The sequence below is a fragment of the Microbacterium sp. Cr-K20 genome, assembly GCF_000708325.1.
GTDB lineage: Bacteria > Actinomycetota > Actinomycetes > Actinomycetales > Microbacteriaceae > Microbacterium.
In genome coordinates, this window is sequence record NZ_JARE01000063.1 from 14,002 (window position 1) to 32,152 (window position 18,151).

An 18,151-nucleotide genomic window follows, 5' to 3' on the forward strand; every position below is an offset into this window, starting at 1 on the left:
TTGTTCTAGAATAGGGTTATGGCCACTCGGACCGACCTCGAACTCGCGGAGCGACGCCGCGTGCTCGATGCCTGGGCCGAGAAGCGACGGCGCATCGCCGCGCTCGAAGCGGAGGTCGCAGAGCTGCTGGTGGAGCAGATCGCTCTCCACGATGCCGAGGTGTCAGCGAGCCCGTTCCACCGCGACGCGATTCACCGCTCCATGATCGCGGAGTTCTCCGCCGCCGGTCATGTCTCCCGTGGGTCGATGGACTTCGCATTCGCCGACGCACAGGCGCTTCACGACCACCTCCCCGCGGTCCGTGCAGCGTTCGCCGCGGGTTCCCTGAGCGCCGGCCATGTCCGCGAGATCGCCCGGGCGAGTGCGCTCGTGGCCGAAGCGATCCGCAACAAGAAGGCCGATGCCGGCGTCATGGCCCTGTTCGAGACGGCCGTCCTCGTCGTCGCCGAGCAAGACACGGCTGCCCGCACCCGCGCGCACGCCCGACAGGTCGCCAGCGCACTCATCGGCGAGAGCGTCGTCGAGCGGCATCGCCGAGCGGCCGAGGAACGCTGCGTGACCGTGAAGTCGCTCGACGACGGCCTCGCGCTGCTCACTGCCGTGCTTCCCGAGTGGATCGCGACGGCCATCTCCGACCGGCTGAGCCGGATGACGCGGGAGGTCGTGCGAGCGCGGGAGGATCATGTACCCGAGTTCCTGCCCTGGTGGTCGGACGAAGACATCGATGCTCTGCATCCCGAAGACTTCGCGCTCGACGACCCGACCTTCGACGCCTATGCCTCCCCCCTTACCGACGGGAGGATCTTTGGCGCCGACGGAGAGACCTTCGCCACCGATCCCGAGATCGAGCACATCCCTGCCGACACGCGCACGTGGGCGCAGATCCAGGCAGACCTCCTAACCGACCTCCTCCTCGCCGGCGACCCGTCCCTCGCGCACGGCGACGGCCTCGGTCGCATCCAGGGACGCGTCCAGGTCACGGTCGCCGCGACCACGCTCGCCGGCATGGACGACCGACCGGCCGAGCTCGACGGGCACGGCCCGTTGCACTCCGACGTCGCCCGCGCTCTCGCGGGGTGGAACACCGGATGGACCCGCCTGTTCCTCGACGCCGCCGGGATGCTGGTCGAGACCGATACGTACACCCCGACCGAGGGCATGCGACGGTTCCTGCGTGCTCGTGACCAGCACTGCCGCTTCCCCGGCTGCCGCATGCCGGTGCACCGCTGCGAGATCGACCACCAGCACGACCATGCCAAGGGCGGGAAGACGCGCCTCGACAACCTCGGGCATCTCTGCCGCGCGCACCACACCCTCAAGCACCCCGACATCCCAGACCCGCATCGCTGGGCGGCGCAACAGGAACGAGACGGCAGCATCACCTGGCACAGCCCGCTCGGACGCGCCTACACCGATCCGCCACCCCGACGAGTCATGTTCGTCTGACGCCGGTTCGGCGGATGAACCCTGGCCCCCGGAGGGATGTCCGGCTCAGTGATCGATCAGGTCGCGCAGCCATCCGGCCGATCGCACATGCTCGGCACCGGCGTGCTCGACGCGTTCGCGCAGGCCCCGGTCACTCGTCACCGCGACCACGGTGTGCTTCGCGGCCACCAGACGCTCGACCTCTGCGACGATCGCATCGTCGCCCGCGGCGTCGGCGCGGATGACGGAGACCACACTCGAATCGGAGTCGATGCCGCGAGCCTGCCCCTCGACCACCATCGACACCTCCGGGAACCACACCGACCCCTCGAGTTCCAGGTCGGCGGCAGGCACGGTCAATCCCTCCAGCCGTGCACGCAACCGCCGGGCCGCTCCCGCGCGGTCCTTCCACCACCCGTCCGGCACCGACCCGACGACGTTCGCCGCGTCGACGACGACCACAGGCCGCACCTCGAGCAGCGCGCGCAACGCGGACCACGACGCACCGAAACCCGGATGCAGTGGCCGCTCATCGACCTGGTCGACCGGCACCCACTCGAGCGCCACACTCTCCGGATCGCTGATCACCGGGTCGAACGGCACGCGCACATCAGCGACGACCGTCGTGTACGACCAGATGCCCAGATCGAGAACGCTCGTGAAGCGAGGCCGCACGGCGCCGTCCGGCACACCGGCTTCCTCCTGCGCCTCGCGGATGGCGCCAACGATCGCACTCTCGCCCTCATGCAGCGCACCGCCGGGCAAGCCCCACGTGCCGCCGAAATGACTCCACGCGACCCGATGCTGCAGCAGGATGCCGCGAGCGGGGTCATACGCCAGCAGACCGGCAGCACCGAAACGCCCCCAGTACCGCTCCCCCGACTCGGCGACCACCCACGCGTCGCCCGGGTCCCGCGGCCCCTCGGGGCGACGCGGTTCATCGGCGGCAGGAGGTACGACAGTCACCCCCTCAGCCTTTCACAGCATGGGGGTATCGGCACCACGGCGCGACATGCGCCGGAACAGATCAGCGCTGGCGCTTCTCACGCACACGCATGTTGATGACGATCGGCGTGCCCTCGAACGAGTAGAGCTCGCGCAGACGCCGCTGGATGAACCGACGGTACCCGGGGTCGAGGAAACCGGTCGTGAACAGCACGAACGTCGGCGGGCGCGTCGACGCCTGCGTGCCGAACAGGATGCGCGGCTGCTTGCCACCACGAAGCGGGTGCGGGTGCTCGGCGACGAGTTCCGCGAGGAACGCGTTGAATTTGCCCGTCGGGATACGACGGTCCCAGTTCTCCAGCGCCGTCTCCAGCGCGGGAACCAGCTTGTCGAGGTGACGACCGGTCTTGGCCGAGATGTTCACGCGCGGAGCCCACGCGACGTGCGCGAGGTCCTGCTCGATCTCGCGCTCCAGGTAACGACGGCGGTCGGCGTTCTCGAGGTCGTCGTCGTTCAGACGGTCCCACTTGTTGAACGCGAGCACGAGCGAGCGGCCGGACTCCAGCACGAGGTCGATGATGCGGACGTCCTGCTCGCTGATCGTCTCCGACACGTCGAGCACGACGACGGCCACTTCGGCCTTCTCCAGTGCCGCGGAGGTGCGGAGCGAAGCGTAGAAGTCCGCCCCCTGCGCCATGTGCACGCGACGACGGATGCCGGCGGTATCGACCAGGCGCCACATCTTCCCGCCGAGCTCGACGACCTCGTCCACCGGGTCGCGGGTCGTGCCGGCCAGGTCGTTCACGACCACGCGCTCTTCGCCGGCCGCCTTGTTCAGCAGCGACGACTTGCCCACGTTCGGGCGACCGAGGATGGCGACACGACGCGGTCCGCCGATCTCCTGCTTCGCGACGGCCGAGACCTCGGGCAGCTTCTTCAGCACGGCGTCCAGCAGGTCGGCGACACCACGTCCGTGGATGGCGGAGACCGGATGCGGCTCACCGAGGCCGAGGCTCCACAGAGCCGCGATCTCGGGCTCCTGACGGGCATCGTCGATCTTGTTGGCGACGAGGAACACCGGCTTGCCGCTCTTGCGGAGCAGCTTGACGACGTGCTCGTCGGTCGAAGTGGCGCCGACCATCGCGTCGACCACGAACAGCACCATGTCGGCGAGGTCGATCGCGACCTCGGCCTGCATCGCGACGGAACGGTCGATGCCGCGCGCGTCGGGCTCCCACCCACCGGTGTCGACGAGCGAGAACCGCCGGTCGCCCCACTCGGCCTTGTACGTCACGCGGTCGCGGGTCACACCGGGGGTGTCCTCCACGACGGCTTCGCGACGGCCGAGGATGCGGTTCACGAGCGCGGACTTGCCCACGTTCGGTCGCCCGACGATCGCCACGACGGGAAGCGCCGGGCTGAACAGGATGCCATCTTCGCCGACCGTGATGCCGGCGAGCAGCGCCGCGTCCTCATCGTCCAGGTCGTAGTCGGCGAGCCCGGCGCGCAGCGTCTCCGCCCGCTGCTCGGCGAGGTGCTCGTCGATCTGTTCCATCTTCTCGGCGAGCTGGTCGGGGCCGCCTTCGTATTCTTCGTCAGCCACGGTGTGCTCCTTGGATTCGCTCGATCACCGTGAGGACGGCGTCGATGGTCTGGGGGAAATCGAGTTCCGTCGAATCGACGACCTCGACGCCTTCTGCGGCGTTCAGGAAGTCGACGACGGCGCTGTCTGAGGCGTCGCGCTTGTGCAACGCCGCGGCGACAGCTGCCGCGTTCTCGCCGGCGAGTTCACCGGCACGTCGAGCGGCCCGAACTTCGGGGGCCGCGGTGAGGAGGATCCGCACGGGGGCATCCGGTGCGACGACGGTCGTGATGTCGCGGCCTTCGACCACGACGGCCGGGTACGACGACTCGGCGACGAGCGTGCGGAACAGCTCGTTCACCTGGGCGCGCACGGCGGGCACGCGTGCCACGCCGCTCACGGCACCGGAGACCCGCGGGTCCCGGATGGCTTCGGTGACATCGGCATCACCGACGCGCACGGTGCGGTCGTCAGGGTCGAGCCCCAGTCGCACCGGGAAATCGGATGCGGCGGCGAGGACGGCCTCGGCATCGGAGGTGTCGGCGCCGCGGTCCAGAACATGCCAGGCAAGTGCACGGTACGCGGAGCCCGTGTCGAGGTAGCCGAAACCGAGCGTGCGGGCGACGGCCTTCGACACGCTGGACTTGCCCGAACCGGCCGGGCCGTCGATGGCGATGAACTTGTGCGCGTCGGTCGCGGAAGCCGGTGCCGCAGACGGGGTGGTGGTGTCAGTCATTGGTGTTCCCCGCAATCCGCCAGCCGCGTTCCTGGAGCCCGGTGATCGCTCCGTGCAGTGCAGCGGGGTCGACGCTGATCTCGGCCAGGCCGAACTGGGCCCCGGGCGAGTGCTCGAGTCGGAGGTCCTCGACGTTGACACCGAGTTCTCCGAGCTCACCGAACAGGCGACCCAGCTGACCGGCGGTGTCGTCGATCATGACGATGAGCGACTCGAAGCGCTGGTTCTGTCCGTGCTTTCCGGGAAGACGGTCGACGCCGTCGTTCCCCTGACGGATCGTCTCCGCGACGATACGCCGGGCACCGGGAGCGCCCGGCTCACGCAGCGCGGCGGCGACGTCGGCGAGATCGCCCGCAAGTGCGTCGAGGATCTCGACGACGGGACCGGCGTTGGCACCGAGGATCTGCACCCAGAGCTCGGGAGCCGAGGCGGCGATCCGGGTGGTGTCGCGTACTCCCTGGCCGGCGAGGCGCAGAGCGCCCTCCTCGGCATCCGCGAGACGGCCGGCGAGCAGGCTCGCCACCACCTGCGGCACATGGGAGGTGAGCGCGACGGAGCGGTCGTGCTCCTCCGGCGTCATCTCGAGCGGCATGGCACCCACGTCGAGGGCGAGGGCTTCGACCAGGGCGAGATCGGCGGCCTTCGTGTCTTCGTCGCGGCACACGACCCAGGGGCGACCGACGAAGAGGTCGGCGCGCGCCGAGATCGCTCCCCCGCGCTCGCGCCCCGCGAGCGGGTGGGAGCCGATGTAGCGGGTGAGGTCCACGCCGCGCGACTGCAGCGTGCGGAACGGCTCGAGCTTCACGCTGGCGACGTCGGTGACGACGGCCTCCGGGAAGCGCTCCAGCTCGGCCTGGATCACGTCGGCCGTGACGTCGGGCGGCACGGCCACCACGATCAGGGCGGGCTCGTCTTCGTCGGCGGCGAGGCGACCGGCGCCGTAGTCGACCGCGAGGCGGAGCTGCGCGGGCGAGGCGTCCGTCAGCACGACGTCGATGCCCTTCGACCGGAGCGCATGTCCGACGCTCGCCCCGAGCAGGCCGGCACCGACGACGCGGACGGTGCCGGAGAGCCGCGGCGCGACGGCGCCTGCCCTCCGCGCCGTGGGCGCACTCGTCGTATCGGTCATTCGTTCTCCTGCTCGCCTGGCGCCTCGGCGACACCGGAATCACGGCGCGACAAGGTCAAAAGCGCGCCGAGTTCGATTTTAGTCAGTTCCCGCGTCTTCCCGGCCGGGAGGGTTCCCAGGTGGAGCGGTCCGAACTGCCGACGCACCAGTTCGGTGACCGGGTGGCCGACCGCGGCGAGCATCCGGCGCACGATGCGGTTGCGCCCGGAGTGCAGGGTCAGCTCGACCAGGCTCGACCCGCGCGAGGTGTCCAGCAGGCGCGCCTTGTCGGCCGCGATCGGACCGTCCTCGAGCTCGATGCCCTTCGTGAGCTTCGAGATCGTCTGGGCCAGCACCGTGCCCTCGACCTTGGCGATGTACACCTTGGTCACGCCGAACGACGGGTGCGCCAGCACATGGGCGAGCTCGCCGTCGTTGGTCAGGATCAGCAGACCGCTGGTCTCCGCGTCGAGGCGGCCCACGTTGTAGAGACGCTCCTCGTAGTCTTCGGTGAAGCGACGGAGGTCGGGACGACCGTTCTCGTCCTTCATGCTGCTGACGACGCCGGTGGGCTTGTTGAGCATGACGTAGCGCTTGGAGACGTCCAGCTGCACGGCGCTGCCGTCGACGTCGACGAGGTCGTGCTCCGGGTCGATGCGCCGGCCGAGCTCCGAGACGACGATGCCGTTGACGCGGATGCGCCCCTCGGTGATGTACTGCTCGACGACGCGGCGCGAAGCCACCCCGGCGCCGGCGAGCACCTTCTGCAGACGGATGCCCTCGGGGGCGCCCTCGGAGTCGGTGGTGGCCTCGAAGCCGCTCATCGGATGGTCCCTTCGTCGAAACCGTCTGCACCGTCATCGAGCAGAGGGGAGATCGGGGGCAGCTCGTCCAGCGAGTTGATGCCCAGGTGCTGCAGGAGTGCGTCGGTGGTGCCGTAGTTGATCGCGCCGGTCTCGGAGTCGGCGAACAGCTCGGTGATGAGACCACGGGCGAGGAGGGTGCGCACGACGGAGTCCACGTTCACCGCACGGATGGAGGCGACCTGACTGCGCGTCACCGGCTGCTTGTACGCGATGACCGCCAACGTCTCGAGCGCCGCCTGCGAGAGTCGAGCCGGGGCCTGTCCGCCGACGAACTCGGCGACCAGCGAATCGAGGTCCTCGCGCACATAGAGACGCCAGCCGCCGCCGACCTCGCGGAGCTCGAAACCACGGCGCGGGCCCTTGCCCTTCCCGTCGTAGTCGTCGACCAGCGTCTCGAGCGTCTGCCGCACGGCGGGCACCGGGGATCCGACCGCGGCGGCCAGCGCCACCAGCCCGAGCGGCTCGTCGACGATGAGGAGGATGGCCTCGATGCGCTCGGACAGCGGGATCTCGGTCGCCTCGGTCACCTCGTCCACGGTCTCGGTCATGTCATCGGTCATAGTCGGCCCCCAGGGTCGCAAGAGTCTCGTCCGACCAGGAGTCGGCTGCCCAGCGCAGCGTGAGCTCACCGAGCGGTTCCAGTTGTTCGAAGGACAGGGCCGCGTGGCGGTACAGCTCCAGCACCGAGATGAAGCGCGCGACGACGATGCCGGGCTCGCTCACCCCCGAGACGAGCTCGCGGAAGCTCAGCGACTCCGTGCCGCGCAGCAACGTGACGACGATCGCCGCCTGCTCGCGGATGCTGACCAGCGGCGCGTGCAGATGATCGAGGCCGACGTGCGGGATCTCCTTGGGCGCGAACGCCAGGAGCGCGAGTGCGGCGAAGTCGTCGACGGTCAAGGACCACACGAGCTCGGGCGTCTGTTTACGGTGCTTCTCGTCGAGGCGTGCCGCGCGCACGTGCCGACGGTCCTCACGCTGCAGACAGCGGGAGAACCACGCCGAGACCTCCTTGAAGGCCCGGTACTGCAGCAGGCGGGCGAACAGCAGGTCGCGCGCCTCGAGCAGCGCGACGGCCTCGGCATCCACCAATTCGCCCTGCGGGAGAAGCCCGGCCACTTTCATGTCGAGGAGCGTCGCCGCGACGACGAGGAACTCGGACGCCTGGTCCAGCTCCTCCTCGTTCTCGAGCTGACCGAGGTAGGCGATGAACTCGTTCGTGACCGCGCTCAGCGAGACCTCGGTGATGTCCATCTCGTGCTTCGAGATGAGGTTCAGGAGCAGATCGAACGGGCCGTCGAAGTTGGACAGCGAGACCCGGAAGCCCGGCTCGGGCACGACCGTATCTTCCGCGCTCTCCTCGAGCGTCGCGTCGACGGACTCCTCGCTAGGCGACAGCGCCACGGGCGACCAGCTCCCGCGCCAGCCGCAGGTATGCCTGAGCGGCCGCGTGCTCGGGGGCGAACTCGGTGATGGGCACACCCGACACCGAGGCGTCGGGGAACTTCACGGTACGGCCGATCACGGTCTCCAGCACATCGTCTCCGAAGGCCTCGACCACGCGCTCGAGGACCTCGCGGGAGTGCAGCGTGCGCGGGTCGTACATCGTCGCCAGCAGACCGTCCATCGTGATGGAGGGGTTCAACCGGTCGCGCACCTTGTCGATCGTCTCGATGAGCAGGGCCACACCGCGCAGGGCGAAGAACTCGCACTCGAGCGGGATGATCACGCCGTGTGCGGCGGTGAGGGCGTTGACCGTGAGGATGCCGAGCGAGGGCTGGCAGTCGATGAGGATGACGTCGTACTCCCCCGCGACCTGGCGCAGGACCCGGGCGAGGATCGTCTCGCGGGCGACCTCGTTGACGAGGTGCACCTCGGCGGCCGACAGGTCGATGTTCGCGGGCATCACGTCGAGGCCCTCGACGCTGGAGTGCACGATCGCGTCATGCGCGTCGCGCTTCGTGTCGAGCAGGAGGTCGTAGATCGTCGGCACGTCGTGCGTCGGGATGCCGAGACCGGCGGACAGTGCGCCCTGCGGGTCGAAGTCGACGGCGAGCACCTTGCGGCCGTACTCCGCGAGAGCTGCGGCCAGGTTGATGGAGGTCGTCGTCTTGCCGACGCCGCCCTTCTGATTGCACAGCGCGATGATGCGCGCGGGGCCGTGGGACTTCAGCGGTTCCGGGATCGCGAACCCGTGATACGGACGGCCGGTGGGTCCCATGGGGGTCTCGTCGGCCTTCTGCGCCTTCGCCCTGGACTTCGCCACTTTCTCAGCCACCGATTCTCCTGCTCCTTCGTGCTTGGTCGATTGTACCGGTCGGCCCGTTCCTCAGCCGCCTCGGCACGCGGCACGGCGCCCGTCCCGCATCGGCGGACGTCACCGCGCGCGCGGGTGCGAGGTGGCGTAGATGTCTCGCAGGGTGTCCACCGAGACGTGCGTGTAGATCTGCGTCGTCGCGACCGACGAGTGCCCGAGCAGCTCCTGCACCACGCGCACGTCGGCTCCGCCCTGCAGCAGATGCGTCGCGAAGGAGTGCCGCAGCGTGTGCGGCGATACCTCGGAGGTGATCTGCGCCTTCTCGGCGGCCGCCCGGATCACGAGCCAGGCGCTCTGCCGCGACAACGGTGCTCCGCGTGCACCGAGGAAGAGCCGGGCCGACGCGTGCCCCTTCGCCGCGAGCGCCGGACGCACGCGCGTGAGATACGCATCGACGGCTGCGCGCGCGAACGATCCGATCGGCACGATGCGCTCCTTCGACCCCTTGCCCCGCAGCCGCAGCACATCGCCGTGTGCCAGGTCGTCGACGTCGAGCCCGATCGCCTCGGACACGCGGGCACCCGTGGCATAGAGAAGCTCCAGGAGCGCGCGGTCGCGCACGCCGATCGGATCCTCCGGTGACGGAGCACCGAGCAGCCGCTCGACCTGATCGATCGTCAGCGCCTTCGGGAGTCGACGCGGGGCCTTGGGGGGACGCAGCCGTCCGCTCGGGTCATCGATCTCGATTCCTTCCCGAGCGAGGAATCGATGCCAGCCCCGCACCGACGATTGCAGCCGCGCGAGACTCGACGACGCCGGGGCCGGCTCGGCCGAGGCGCGTTCCGCGATGAAGCGGTCGATCACCGCCGCCGTGACCGCCGACGTGTCGGTGATGCCTTCGGCCGCCAGCCACTCCGTGTAGACCCCGAGGTCGCGCCGATACGCGGCGATCGTGTGCTCGCTCAGACCGCGCTCGATCGTGACATGACGCAGGTACGCGTCGCGGGCGCGCTCGAGCAGCATCCCTCAGCCCCGATCGCGGAGCCTCTGCGCCGCGGCCAGCACGCCGATCGTGAGGATGCCGTTGTGCATGCGGCCGCCGAGAACGGCCTCCACCGCATCGTCCAGCGGCACCCACTCGACGCGGATGTCGGCTTCCTCGTCCTCACGGTCGTGCGGGCGCTCGGCCGAGGAGATGCCCGTCGCGAGGAAGATGTGGATCATCTCGTCGTTGCCACCGGGCGTGGTCCAGGAGGAGACGAGCGGTTCCCAGTGGGTGGCCACCAGGTCCGCCTCCTCCGCGAGCTCGCGCTGGGCGGCCGCGAGCGGCTCCTCCCCCTCGACGTCGAGCAGACCCGCGGGCAGCTCCCAATCCCGATGACGGATCGGATGCCGGTACTGCTGGATCAGCAGGACACGCCCGTCGTCGTCGAGCGCGAGGATAGCCACGGCGCCCGTGTGGTCGACGTACTGCCGCACGATCTCGCCGTCGCCGTAGCGCACGCGGTCGGAGCGCACGTCCCAGACCCTGCCTTCGTAGACGAGGTCGCTCTGGAGCACCTCCGGCTCGAACGGCTCGTCCCGGAGGGGCTCGATCGGCTCAGGCATCGGCCGTGACGTCATCGCTCACGTCGAACAGTTCGCTCGCACGGTGACGCTCGATCGCGGCGCCGACGAGCCCGCGGAACAGCGGGTGCGGCGCGGTCGGGCGCGAGCGCAGTTCCGGGTGCGCCTGCGTGGCGATGTAGTACGGGTGCACGTCGCGCGGCAACTCGACGTACTCGACCAGGTCGAGCTCGGGGTTGAGGCCCGAGAAGACCAGCCCGGCGTCCGTCAGACGGTCGCGGTAGGCGTTGTTGACCTCATAGCGGTGACGGTGCCGCTCGGAGGCCTCCGGCGCACCGTACAGCTCACGAGCGAGCGATCCTTCGGCGAGGGCCGCCTGGTACAGACCGAGGCGCATCGTGCCGCCGAGGTCGCCGCCGTCGAGGATGTCGATCTGCTCGGCCATCGTGGCGATGACGGGCTCGGCGGTCTCCGGGTCGAACTCGCTCGACGAGGCGCCGACGATACCGGCCACATCGCGCGCGTACTCGATGACCATGCACTGCAGGCCGAGGCACAGGCCGAGCGTCGGGATGCCCTGCTCACGTGCGAACTTGAGCGCGCCGAGCTTGCCCTCGATGCCGCGGATGCCGAAGCCGCCGGGCACGCAGATGCCGTCGAGCTCGGCCAGCTGCTCCTGAGCGCCTTCCGGCGTCTCGCAGAGGTCCGAGGGGATCCAGCGGATGTTGACCTTGGTCTCCTGCGCGAAACCGCCGGCCTTGAGGGCCTCGGTCACGGAGAGGTACGCGTCGGGCAGGTCGATGTACTTGCCGACCAGGCCGATCGTGACCTCGTGCTTGGGGTTGTGCACGGCGTGCAGCACCTTGCTCCAGCGCGTCCAATCGACCTCTTCCGCGGCCTTCTGGTCGAGGCCGAGGCGGCGCACGATGTACGAGTCGAGCCCCTGGTCGTTGAGCGTCGACGGGATGTCGTAGATGCTCGGCAGGTCGACCGTGTTGATGACGCCTTCGACGTCGACGTCGCACATGAGGGCGATCTTGTTGCGGTTGCTCGCGCTCACGGGGCGGTCGCTGCGGAGCACGAGCGCGTCGGGCTGGATACCCACCTGACGGAGCGCCGCGACGGAGTGCTGCGTGGGCTTGGTCTTCTGCTCCCCCGACGCCCCCATGAACGGGACGAGCGAGACGTGCACGAAGAACACGCTGTCGCGGCCGAGCTCGTGGCGCAGCTGGCGGGCGGATTCGAGGAAGGGCTGCGACTCGATGTCGCCGACCGTGCCGCCGACCTCGGTGATGATCACGTCGGGGCGCGGGTCTTCCGAAGCCTGCAGGCGCATGCGGCGCTTGATCTCGTCGGTGATGTGCGGGATGACCTGCACCGTGTCGCCCAGGTACTCGCCGCGGCGCTCGCGCGCGATCACCTGCGAGTAGATCTGGCCGGTGGTGACGTTCGCGGCCTCGGACAGGTTGATGTCGAGGAACCGCTCGTAGTGGCCGATGTCGAGGTCGGTCTCGGCGCCGTCGTCCGTGACGAAGACCTCACCGTGCTGGAACGGGTTCATCGTGCCGGGATCGACGTTCAGATAAGGGTCGAGCTTCTGCATCACGACGCGCAGACCGCGGGCCGTGAGGAGGTTGCCGAGGCTGGCCGCCGTCAGTCCCTTACCCAAAGACGAAACGACACCACCAGTCACGAAGATGTGCTTGGTCGTGTCGTTCTTGGGTGCCGCGGAAGAAGAGTTCATCACGGGCTTCGATCCTATCAGGCGGTGGGGACGCGGAGGCTGAGAAGTTCACGCGCATGGGTCAGCGCGGCGTCGGAATCGGTGAGTCCGGACAGCAGACGGGCCATCTCGGCCTCTCGGTCTTCGCCCTCGAGACGCCGCACGCTCGAGGCCGTGACCGCGCCATCATTGGCCTTCACGACCGACAGGTGATTGTTCGCGAACGCCGCCACCTGCGCGAGGTGCGTCACCGCGATGACTTGCGATTTCTCTGCGAGCCGGGCGAGTCGCCGCCCCACTTCGATGGCGGCCGCACCTCCGATACCGGCGTCGACCTCGTCGAAGACGAACGTCGGGACCGGGTCGGTCGCCGCGATGACGACCTCGATCGCGAGCATCACGCGAGACAACTCGCCGCCCGAGGCCCCCTTGGAGACGGAGCGCGGCTCGGCCCCCGGATGCGGGGCGAGGAGGATGGCGACGTCGTCCCGACCGCGGGTGCTCTCGGCCCCCTCCGAGACGGCGACCTCGAGGCGCGCATCCGGCATCGCGAGGGCGTGCAGCTCGTCGGTCACGGCGTCGCCGAGGCGGACGGCGGCGTCCGTGCGCACAGCGGTCAGCGCGGCGGCGTGCGCATCGAGTTCGGCGCGCGCCGCGTCACGCTCGGCGATGAGACGTTCGATGCGATCACCGTCGTCGTCGAGCTCGGCCAGGCGGGCGGACCCCGTCTGCCACAGCGCGAGAGCTTCGTCGAGGGAACCGTGTGCACGGATCAAGGTCCCGAGCGCCGCGCGGCGCTCTTCGACGGCGGCGAGCTCGTGGGGGCCCGTCTCGTCGAGGTCGGCCAGATAGGCGGAGAGCAGACCGGCGGTGTCGGCGATCCGGTATCCGATGTCGGCGATGCTTTCGCCGATCTCGGTGAGTTTCGCATCGGCGGTGCGCTCGAGCAGGCGACGCGCCTCGGCGACGAGGGCCGATGCGTCGGGTTCGCCGTCTTCGCTCGAGAGCGCGCCATGCGCGAGAGAGGCCGCGAGGCGCAGCTCTTCGGCGTTCGCGAGTCGCTCCGCGCGTTCGGCGAGCTCCTGATCCTCCCCCGGCTCCGGCGCGGTCGCCTCGATCAGGGCGAGGGCTTCGCGCAGCCGAGCTGCTTCCTCCGCACGACGGTCGCGGTTCCCGGTGATCTCGGAGATCTCGGCGTCGAGTGTTCGCCAGCGGGCGAAGGAGCCGGCGTACGTCTCGAGCGCCTTCGCGATCGGCGCACCGCCGAAGCGGTCGAGCGCGTCGCGCTGCGCAGCCGCGGAGCGCAGACGCAGCTGCTCGGACTGTCCGTGGACCACGACGAGTTCTTCGGCCAGAGCCGAGAGCACGCCTGCCGGTGCTGCGCGGCCACCGACGCTCGCGCGGCTACGGCCCTCGGCGCTCAGCGTGCGCGAGACGTACAGCTCGGCCTTGCCGGCCCCTGCCGGCTCCAACTCTCCCCCGGCGTCCGCCACGATCTCGGCGACATCGCCCTTCTCGGGGACGATCCACACCCCGGCGACCGAGGCCTGCGCAGCGCCGGCGCGCACCGCGCCGGAATCGGCGCGCTGACCCAGCAGCAGCCCGAGTCCCGTGACCACCATCGTCTTGCCGGCACCGGTCTCGCCGGTGATCGCCGTGAATCCCGGACCGAGGGGCAGCACGGCGTCGGCGATCACGCCGAGGCCCTGCATCCGCATCTCCTCGATCATGACGGCGCCCCCGGGGTCTGACCGCGCCATCCTTCGACGGGCAGCTGGAACTTGCGCACGAGCCGGTCGGTGAACGCCGTGGGGTGCAGCCGTGCGAGGCGCACCGGACGTGAGGACCGCCGGACGACGACGCGCGCGCCGGGAGGCAGGTCGTGCGAGCGTCGCCCGTCGCACCACAGGATGCCGGAGCCGTCGGTGCGCTCGAGCATCTCGATGGCGACCGCGGCATCAGGGCTCACGACCAGGGGTTTGGCAAAGAGCGCGTGCGCCGACAGCGGCACCACGGCGATCGCCTCGACGCTGGGCCAGATGACCGGTCCCCCAGCGGAGAAGTTGTAGGCGGTCGAGCCGGTGGGAGTGGAGATGACCATGCCGTCGCAGCCGAAGCTCGACAGCGGGCGACCGTCGATCTCGAGGACGACTTCGATCATCCGCTCCCGGCTCGCCTTCTCGACCGTGGCCTCGTTGAGGGCCCAGGTCTCGTACACGACCGCCCCTGCGGCATCCTTCACCCGCACGGAAAGCGCGAGCCGTTCCTCGACCTCGTAGTCACGATCGATCACGCGGCGGACGGCCTTGTCCATGTCGTCGCGGTCGATCTCGGCGAGGAAGCCGACGTGGCCCATGTTGATGCCCAGCACAGGTGCGCCGCTGTCACGGACGAGCTCGGCCGCACGAAGGATGGTCCCGTCCCCACCCAGCACGATCGCCAGTTCGAGGTCGGCCGGATCGACGGATACGCCGAGCACCTCGGTGTCGGCGAAGAACTCGTCCACGGCCACGAGGGCCTCATGGTCGTCGGCGGCCAGCACCGGCCGGGCTCCGGCCTCGCGAAGCGCCCCGATCACCCGACGGGCCGCGTCGACCGTGTCCACTCGGCCGGCGTGGGCGACGACCAGGATGCTGCGCTCGTTCATCGTCCTCCTGCCAGTCGGTTGATGGTGTCCAACCATTCTGTCGGATTGCTGCCCCGACCCGGCGCGAGGTGCACCAGATACTCGGCATTCCCGTGCGTTCCGAGGATCGGGGAGGGCAGGATGCCGAGCATCCCGAACCCGAGATCCCAGGCGGTCCACACCGTGCGGGCGACGGCGTCCGCACGCGTGGCGGGGTCGGTCACCAGACCGCCGCGCACCGCGGTTCGCCCGACCTCGAACTGCGGCTTCACGAGCAGCAGGACGTCGGATCCCGGCTCGGCGATGACCGCCACTGCGGGCAGAACGAGCTCTAGCGAGATGAACGACAGGTCCCCGACGATGAGGTCGGGCACGCCACTCTCGCCGGTCGCCTCCGCGAGGTTCTCACGCGTCATGTGCCGCACGTTGTAGCCCTCGACGGCGACGACGCCGGGGTCGGCCGCGATCGACGCTGCGAGCTGTCCGTGCCCGACGTCGACCGCCAGGACCCTTCGTGCGCCGCGCTCGCGGAGCACCTGCGTGAAGCCTCCCGTGGAGGCCCCCATGTCCAGTGCGAGCCGCCCCTCGACGGGGATCGCGAATCCGTCGAGCCCGGCGATGAGCTTGTGGGCCGCGCGGCCGACATAGTGGTCGGCACCCGCGATCGTGATCTGCGCCTCATCGTCGACGGCGGTCGAAGCCTTCACCGCCTGGCGGCCATCGATGCTCACGAGCCCTTCGGCGATGAGCGTGGCGGCGTGGCTGCGCGAACGGGCGAGTCCTCGGGCGGCGAGGGCAGCATCGAGTCGCGTCATCGGGATCCCGGAGTCTCCCGTTGGTCGAGCTTCGCGCCGCTCTCGAGGCGTCGGGAGAGCTCGTCGTGCAGGCTCGCGTACGCATCCGCTCGCGCCGGAAGGGGCTGCCCCTCGATCAGACGCAGACGGCTCCACAGGCCGTCGGTCGGCGCACTCGTCGTCTCTTCGCTCACGGTTCCACTGTACGCGGCGCCTCCGACGGCGGCCGGAGCGACGCGAGCTGCCTCAGGGGCGATGGAAGGGGTCGTCGTAGAGACGCTCGGGAACGCGCAGCACGAACACGGGTGTCCCCGATGCCCAGATCGCGGCCGCGCCGGCGCGCAGCAGGTCGATCTGAGATCCGGACTCCGTCACGATCTCGACGTCCGCCCCCACGACCCGCACGGCTGCGCCGTTCACGTCGAACACGCCATCGCGTTCCGTGACCTCCGGGTACGGCACATGCAGCTCGCGCAGGTCGCCGAGGATGTACGTCGGGCGCGATCCCTCGGGCGCCGCCAGCACATGCTTGGGTCGGTCGATTCCGGTGAGGACGAGCACTGAGTCGATCCCGACCCGGCTCGCACCCATGATGTCCGTGTCGAGCCGGTCGCCGATGAACAGCGCCTTCTGTGCGCCGAACCGGGCGAGCGCCTCTTCGAAGATGGGGGCCTCCGGCTTGCCGGCGACGGTAGCCAGCCGACCGATGGCCGTGTGCACCGCGGACACGAGAGTGCCGTTACCCGGTGCGACACCGCGCTCACGCGGGATCGTCCAATCCGTGTTCGTGGCGATCCATGGGATCCCACCCTCGTCTTCGGGAAGTTTGAGGGCGAATGCGGCTTCGGCGAGATCGGTCCACGCCACCTCCGGGGCGAACCCCTGGACGACGGCGCTCGGCGAATCCTCGGCGCTGCGCGTGACCGTGTAGCCGGCCTTCTGCACCTCGTCGACGAGGCCGTCGCCGCCGACGACGAGGATCGTCGCCGGCGCGGGCACCATCTTCGCCATCAGCCGCATCGCCGCCTGCGGGCTCGTGACCACATCGGCCGCATCGACGCGGAGCCCCAGGCTGCTGAGGTGCTCCGCGACGGATGCGTCAGTGCGGGCCGCGTTGTTGGTGATGTAACCGAGTCGCGCCGACTTCGCGGCCTCATTGAGACTGTCGACCGCATGCGGCAATGCGCCGGGGCCTGCGTACACCACGCCGTCGAGATCAGCGAGGATCGTGTCGACCCCGTCGACGGGGGTGCGCAGAGCGCGCTTGCGTGAGAACAGCGCCACTACGCCTCCGGGTCCGCGTCGTCGGTCTCGTCCTCACCCAGGAGCTCGCGGACCTCGTCCTCGACCGTGGGCTCTTCGGCGTCGGTCTCGTCAGCCATGGCGTCGGAGTCCGCAGCAGGCTCTTCAGACACTTCCTCGTCCGCTTCGTCATCCGTCTCGTCGGAATCCGCAGCGGCCTCGACGACGTCAGCCTCGTCTGCTTCATCGGCCGGTTCGGCGACCTCGTCGTCGAGGAACTCGCCCTCAATCATGCTGTCCTCGATGAAGATCTCCTCGTCACCGGCCTCGTCGATCCCGAGTGCCTCGGCAGCGACCTCGGCACGGTGTGCCCAGAAAGCGGCCTCATCGGTGCGTCCGAGGTCTTCGAGAACAGCGGCACGAGCGGCGAACAGAGCAGGGCTCCATTCGAAAGCCCGATCCGGGTCGAGCTCGGGGATCTCGAGCTCGCCGAGCGCAAGCTCCAGATCGCCCTGATCCAGACGAGCACCCGACATCGCGATCGCCAGTGCGACACGCACGGGAGTCTCGAGCGCAGACCGGTCGACAGCGCGGCCGGTCTCGAGCGCGCGATCGGAACGTCCGATGCCACGCTCGCTGTCGACCATCAGCGCGATCTGATCGTCCTTGCCCGAGATGCGTCGGTAGGTGCGGAGTTCGCGGAGAGCAAGGGCGAAGTCACCCGTCGCGTAAGCGGTGATGCCGAGAGTCTCGCGGACGATCGCGATACGGCCGGCGCGTCGAGACGCCGCCAGCGCGTGCTCGTGCGCAAGCGCGGGGTCCTCGTCGATGAGCTTCGACGCCATCGCCAGGTGACGCGCGACGTGCTCGGCGTTCTCCTTGCTCAGGGTCTTGAGCTCGTTGCGAGCGCCCCCGTTGAGGTCGCGCGCAGTGATCTCGTCGGGAATCTGCGGCTCATCGAACCGCGGACGCTCATTCGCCGCCTGAGCCGGACGCTCCCGACCGGCGCCTCCGCGCTGCGGGAACGAGCGGGACTTGTCGCGATCACCACCGTCACGGCGCGGCGCCGAATCGCGGTTGTATCCGCCGCCCTCACGGCGCGGAGCTGCACCGTCACGGTTATAGCCACCGCCTTCGCGGCGCGGGGCTCCACCATCACGGTTGTACCCACCACCCTCACGACGCTGGGCTCTACCATCACGGCTGTACCCACCCTCACGACGGGGAGCTGCACCATCACGGTTGTACCCACCCTCACGACGGGGAGCTGCACCATCACGG

At 69.5% G+C, this 18,151-nt stretch carries 17 protein-coding genes and 1 pseudogene; 1 reads left to right on the forward strand and 17 read right to left on the reverse strand.

The window, feature by feature from the left end; all coding sequences use genetic code 11:
* The first annotated feature begins 18 nt into the window (after positions 1 to 18).
* Positions 19 to 1,446 (forward strand): HNH endonuclease signature motif containing protein, encoded by a 1,428-nt coding sequence (locus tag GZ67_RS0115280; RefSeq protein ID WP_029261495.1) that lies wholly within the window; start codon positions 19 to 21, stop codon positions 1,444 to 1,446.
* A 45-nt stretch (positions 1,447 to 1,491) separates the two neighbouring features.
* Here the strand turns inward: GZ67_RS0115280 and GZ67_RS0115285 are convergent, their stop codons facing one another.
* From GZ67_RS0115285 to GZ67_RS21195, 17 genes and pseudogenes are all read right to left on the reverse strand, one after another.
* Positions 1,492 to 2,391 carry an NUDIX domain-containing protein gene (locus tag GZ67_RS0115285; RefSeq protein WP_029261494.1) on the reverse strand — a complete coding sequence of 300 codons (900 nt, stop codon included), beginning with the start codon at positions 2,389 to 2,391 and terminating at the stop codon, positions 1,492 to 1,494.
* 61 nt (positions 2,392 to 2,452) lie between these two features.
* Positions 2,453 to 3,925 (reverse strand): ribosome biogenesis GTPase Der, encoded by a 1,473-nt coding sequence (gene der, locus GZ67_RS0115290; RefSeq protein ID WP_231481824.1) that lies wholly within the window; start codon positions 3,923 to 3,925, stop codon positions 2,453 to 2,455.
* Between the two features lie 40 nt (positions 3,926 to 3,965).
* Positions 3,966 to 4,688, reverse strand: a complete 723-nt coding sequence (gene cmk, locus GZ67_RS0115295; RefSeq protein WP_051662566.1) for a (d)CMP kinase — start codon at positions 4,686 to 4,688, stop codon at positions 3,966 to 3,968.
* Positions 4,681 to 5,817, reverse strand: a complete 1,137-nt coding sequence (locus GZ67_RS0115300) for a prephenate dehydrogenase (protein ID WP_029261491.1) — start codon at positions 5,815 to 5,817, stop codon at positions 4,681 to 4,683. Before GZ67_RS0115300 ends, cmk begins: the two co-directional genes overlap by 8 nt.
* Positions 5,814 to 6,620, reverse strand: a complete 807-nt coding sequence (locus GZ67_RS0115305) for a pseudouridine synthase (protein ID WP_029261490.1) — start codon at positions 6,618 to 6,620, stop codon at positions 5,814 to 5,816. The genes GZ67_RS0115300 and GZ67_RS0115305 overlap by 4 nt, the downstream gene beginning before the upstream one ends.
* Positions 6,617 to 7,222, reverse strand: a complete 606-nt coding sequence (gene scpB, locus GZ67_RS0115310) for an SMC-Scp complex subunit ScpB (RefSeq protein WP_029261489.1) — start codon at positions 7,220 to 7,222, stop codon at positions 6,617 to 6,619. The genes GZ67_RS0115305 and scpB overlap by 4 nt, the downstream gene beginning before the upstream one ends.
* A complete protein-coding gene (locus GZ67_RS0115315; RefSeq protein ID WP_029261488.1) occupies positions 7,212 to 8,066 on the reverse strand; it encodes a segregation and condensation protein A in 855 nt (284 codons plus the stop codon). Before GZ67_RS0115315 ends, scpB begins: the two co-directional genes overlap by 11 nt.
* Entirely contained in the window at positions 8,050 to 8,883 is an 834-nt protein-coding gene (locus GZ67_RS0115320) for a ParA family protein (protein WP_167381670.1), read from the reverse strand. The genes GZ67_RS0115315 and GZ67_RS0115320 overlap by 17 nt, the downstream gene beginning before the upstream one ends.
* Before the next feature lie 156 nt (positions 8,884 to 9,039).
* Complete coding sequence (gene xerD / locus GZ67_RS0115325) at positions 9,040 to 9,942, reverse strand: site-specific tyrosine recombinase XerD (RefSeq protein WP_029261486.1); 903 nt, start codon at positions 9,940 to 9,942, stop codon at positions 9,040 to 9,042.
* A gap of 3 nt (positions 9,943 to 9,945) precedes the next feature.
* Entirely contained in the window at positions 9,946 to 10,527 is a 582-nt protein-coding gene (locus tag GZ67_RS0115330; protein ID WP_029261485.1) for an NUDIX domain-containing protein, read from the reverse strand.
* Complete coding sequence (locus tag GZ67_RS0115335) at positions 10,520 to 12,229, reverse strand: CTP synthase (protein WP_029261484.1); 1,710 nt, start codon at positions 12,227 to 12,229, stop codon at positions 10,520 to 10,522. The genes GZ67_RS0115330 and GZ67_RS0115335 overlap by 8 nt, the downstream gene beginning before the upstream one ends.
* Positions 12,230 to 12,246: 17 nt before the next feature.
* A complete protein-coding gene (gene recN, locus GZ67_RS0115340) occupies positions 12,247 to 13,938 on the reverse strand; it encodes a DNA repair protein RecN (RefSeq protein WP_029261483.1) in 1,692 nt (563 codons plus the stop codon).
* Complete coding sequence (locus GZ67_RS0115345; protein ID WP_029261482.1) at positions 13,935 to 14,855, reverse strand: NAD kinase; 921 nt, start codon at positions 14,853 to 14,855, stop codon at positions 13,935 to 13,937. Before GZ67_RS0115345 ends, recN begins: the two co-directional genes overlap by 4 nt.
* Positions 14,852 to 15,649 carry a TlyA family RNA methyltransferase gene (locus GZ67_RS0115350; protein WP_029261481.1) on the reverse strand — a complete coding sequence of 266 codons (798 nt, stop codon included), beginning with the start codon at positions 15,647 to 15,649 and terminating at the stop codon, positions 14,852 to 14,854. The genes GZ67_RS0115345 and GZ67_RS0115350 overlap by 4 nt, the downstream gene beginning before the upstream one ends.
* Positions 15,646 to 15,822 carry a hypothetical protein gene (locus GZ67_RS20855; protein ID WP_167381665.1) on the reverse strand — a complete coding sequence of 59 codons (177 nt, stop codon included), beginning with the start codon at positions 15,820 to 15,822 and terminating at the stop codon, positions 15,646 to 15,648. Before GZ67_RS20855 ends, GZ67_RS0115350 begins: the two co-directional genes overlap by 4 nt.
* 52 nt (positions 15,823 to 15,874) lie before the next feature.
* Positions 15,875 to 16,912: an HAD-IIA family hydrolase gene (locus GZ67_RS0115360; protein WP_029261480.1), complete on the reverse strand. Its 1,038-nt coding sequence runs from the start codon at positions 16,910 to 16,912 to the stop codon at positions 15,875 to 15,877.
* Positions 16,912 to 18,151 (reverse strand): annotated as a pseudogene (locus GZ67_RS21195) (primosomal protein); the annotation flags it as partial. The gene GZ67_RS0115360 and the pseudogene GZ67_RS21195, both read right to left, overlap by 1 nt.

Excerpts from the sequence above, each read along its gene's own strand:
- GZ67_RS0115280 (WP_029261495.1), top strand. The coding sequence starts at position 19 with ATGGCCACTCGGACCGACCTCGAACTCGCGGAGCGACGCCGCGTGCTC.
- cmk (WP_051662566.1), bottom strand. The coding sequence starts at position 4,688 with ATGACTGACACCACCACCCCGTCTGCGGCACCGGCTTCCGCGACCGAC.
- GZ67_RS0115300 (WP_029261491.1), bottom strand. The coding sequence starts at position 5,817 with ATGACCGATACGACGAGTGCGCCCACGGCGCGGAGGGCAGGCGCCGTC.
- der (WP_231481824.1), bottom strand. The coding sequence starts at position 3,925 with ATGGAACAGATCGACGAGCACCTCGCCGAGCAGCGGGCGGAGACGCTG.
- GZ67_RS0115320 (WP_167381670.1), bottom strand. The coding sequence starts at position 8,883 with ATGGGACCCACCGGCCGTCCGTATCACGGGTTCGCGATCCCGGAACCG.
- recN (WP_029261483.1), bottom strand. The coding sequence starts at position 13,938 with ATGATCGAGGAGATGCGGATGCAGGGCCTCGGCGTGATCGCCGACGCC.
- scpB (WP_029261489.1), bottom strand. The coding sequence starts at position 7,222 with ATGACCGATGACATGACCGAGACCGTGGACGAGGTGACCGAGGCGACC.
- GZ67_RS0115305 (WP_029261490.1), bottom strand. The coding sequence starts at position 6,620 with ATGAGCGGCTTCGAGGCCACCACCGACTCCGAGGGCGCCCCCGAGGGC.
- GZ67_RS0115335 (WP_029261484.1), bottom strand. The coding sequence starts at position 12,229 with ATGAACTCTTCTTCCGCGGCACCCAAGAACGACACGACCAAGCACATC.
- xerD (WP_029261486.1), bottom strand. The coding sequence starts at position 9,942 with ATGCTGCTCGAGCGCGCCCGCGACGCGTACCTGCGTCATGTCACGATC.
- GZ67_RS0115345 (WP_029261482.1), bottom strand. The coding sequence starts at position 14,855 with ATGAACGAGCGCAGCATCCTGGTCGTCGCCCACGCCGGCCGAGTGGAC.
- GZ67_RS0115330 (WP_029261485.1), bottom strand. The coding sequence starts at position 10,527 with ATGCCTGAGCCGATCGAGCCCCTCCGGGACGAGCCGTTCGAGCCGGAG.
- GZ67_RS0115350 (WP_029261481.1), bottom strand. The coding sequence starts at position 15,649 with ATGACGCGACTCGATGCTGCCCTCGCCGCCCGAGGACTCGCCCGTTCG.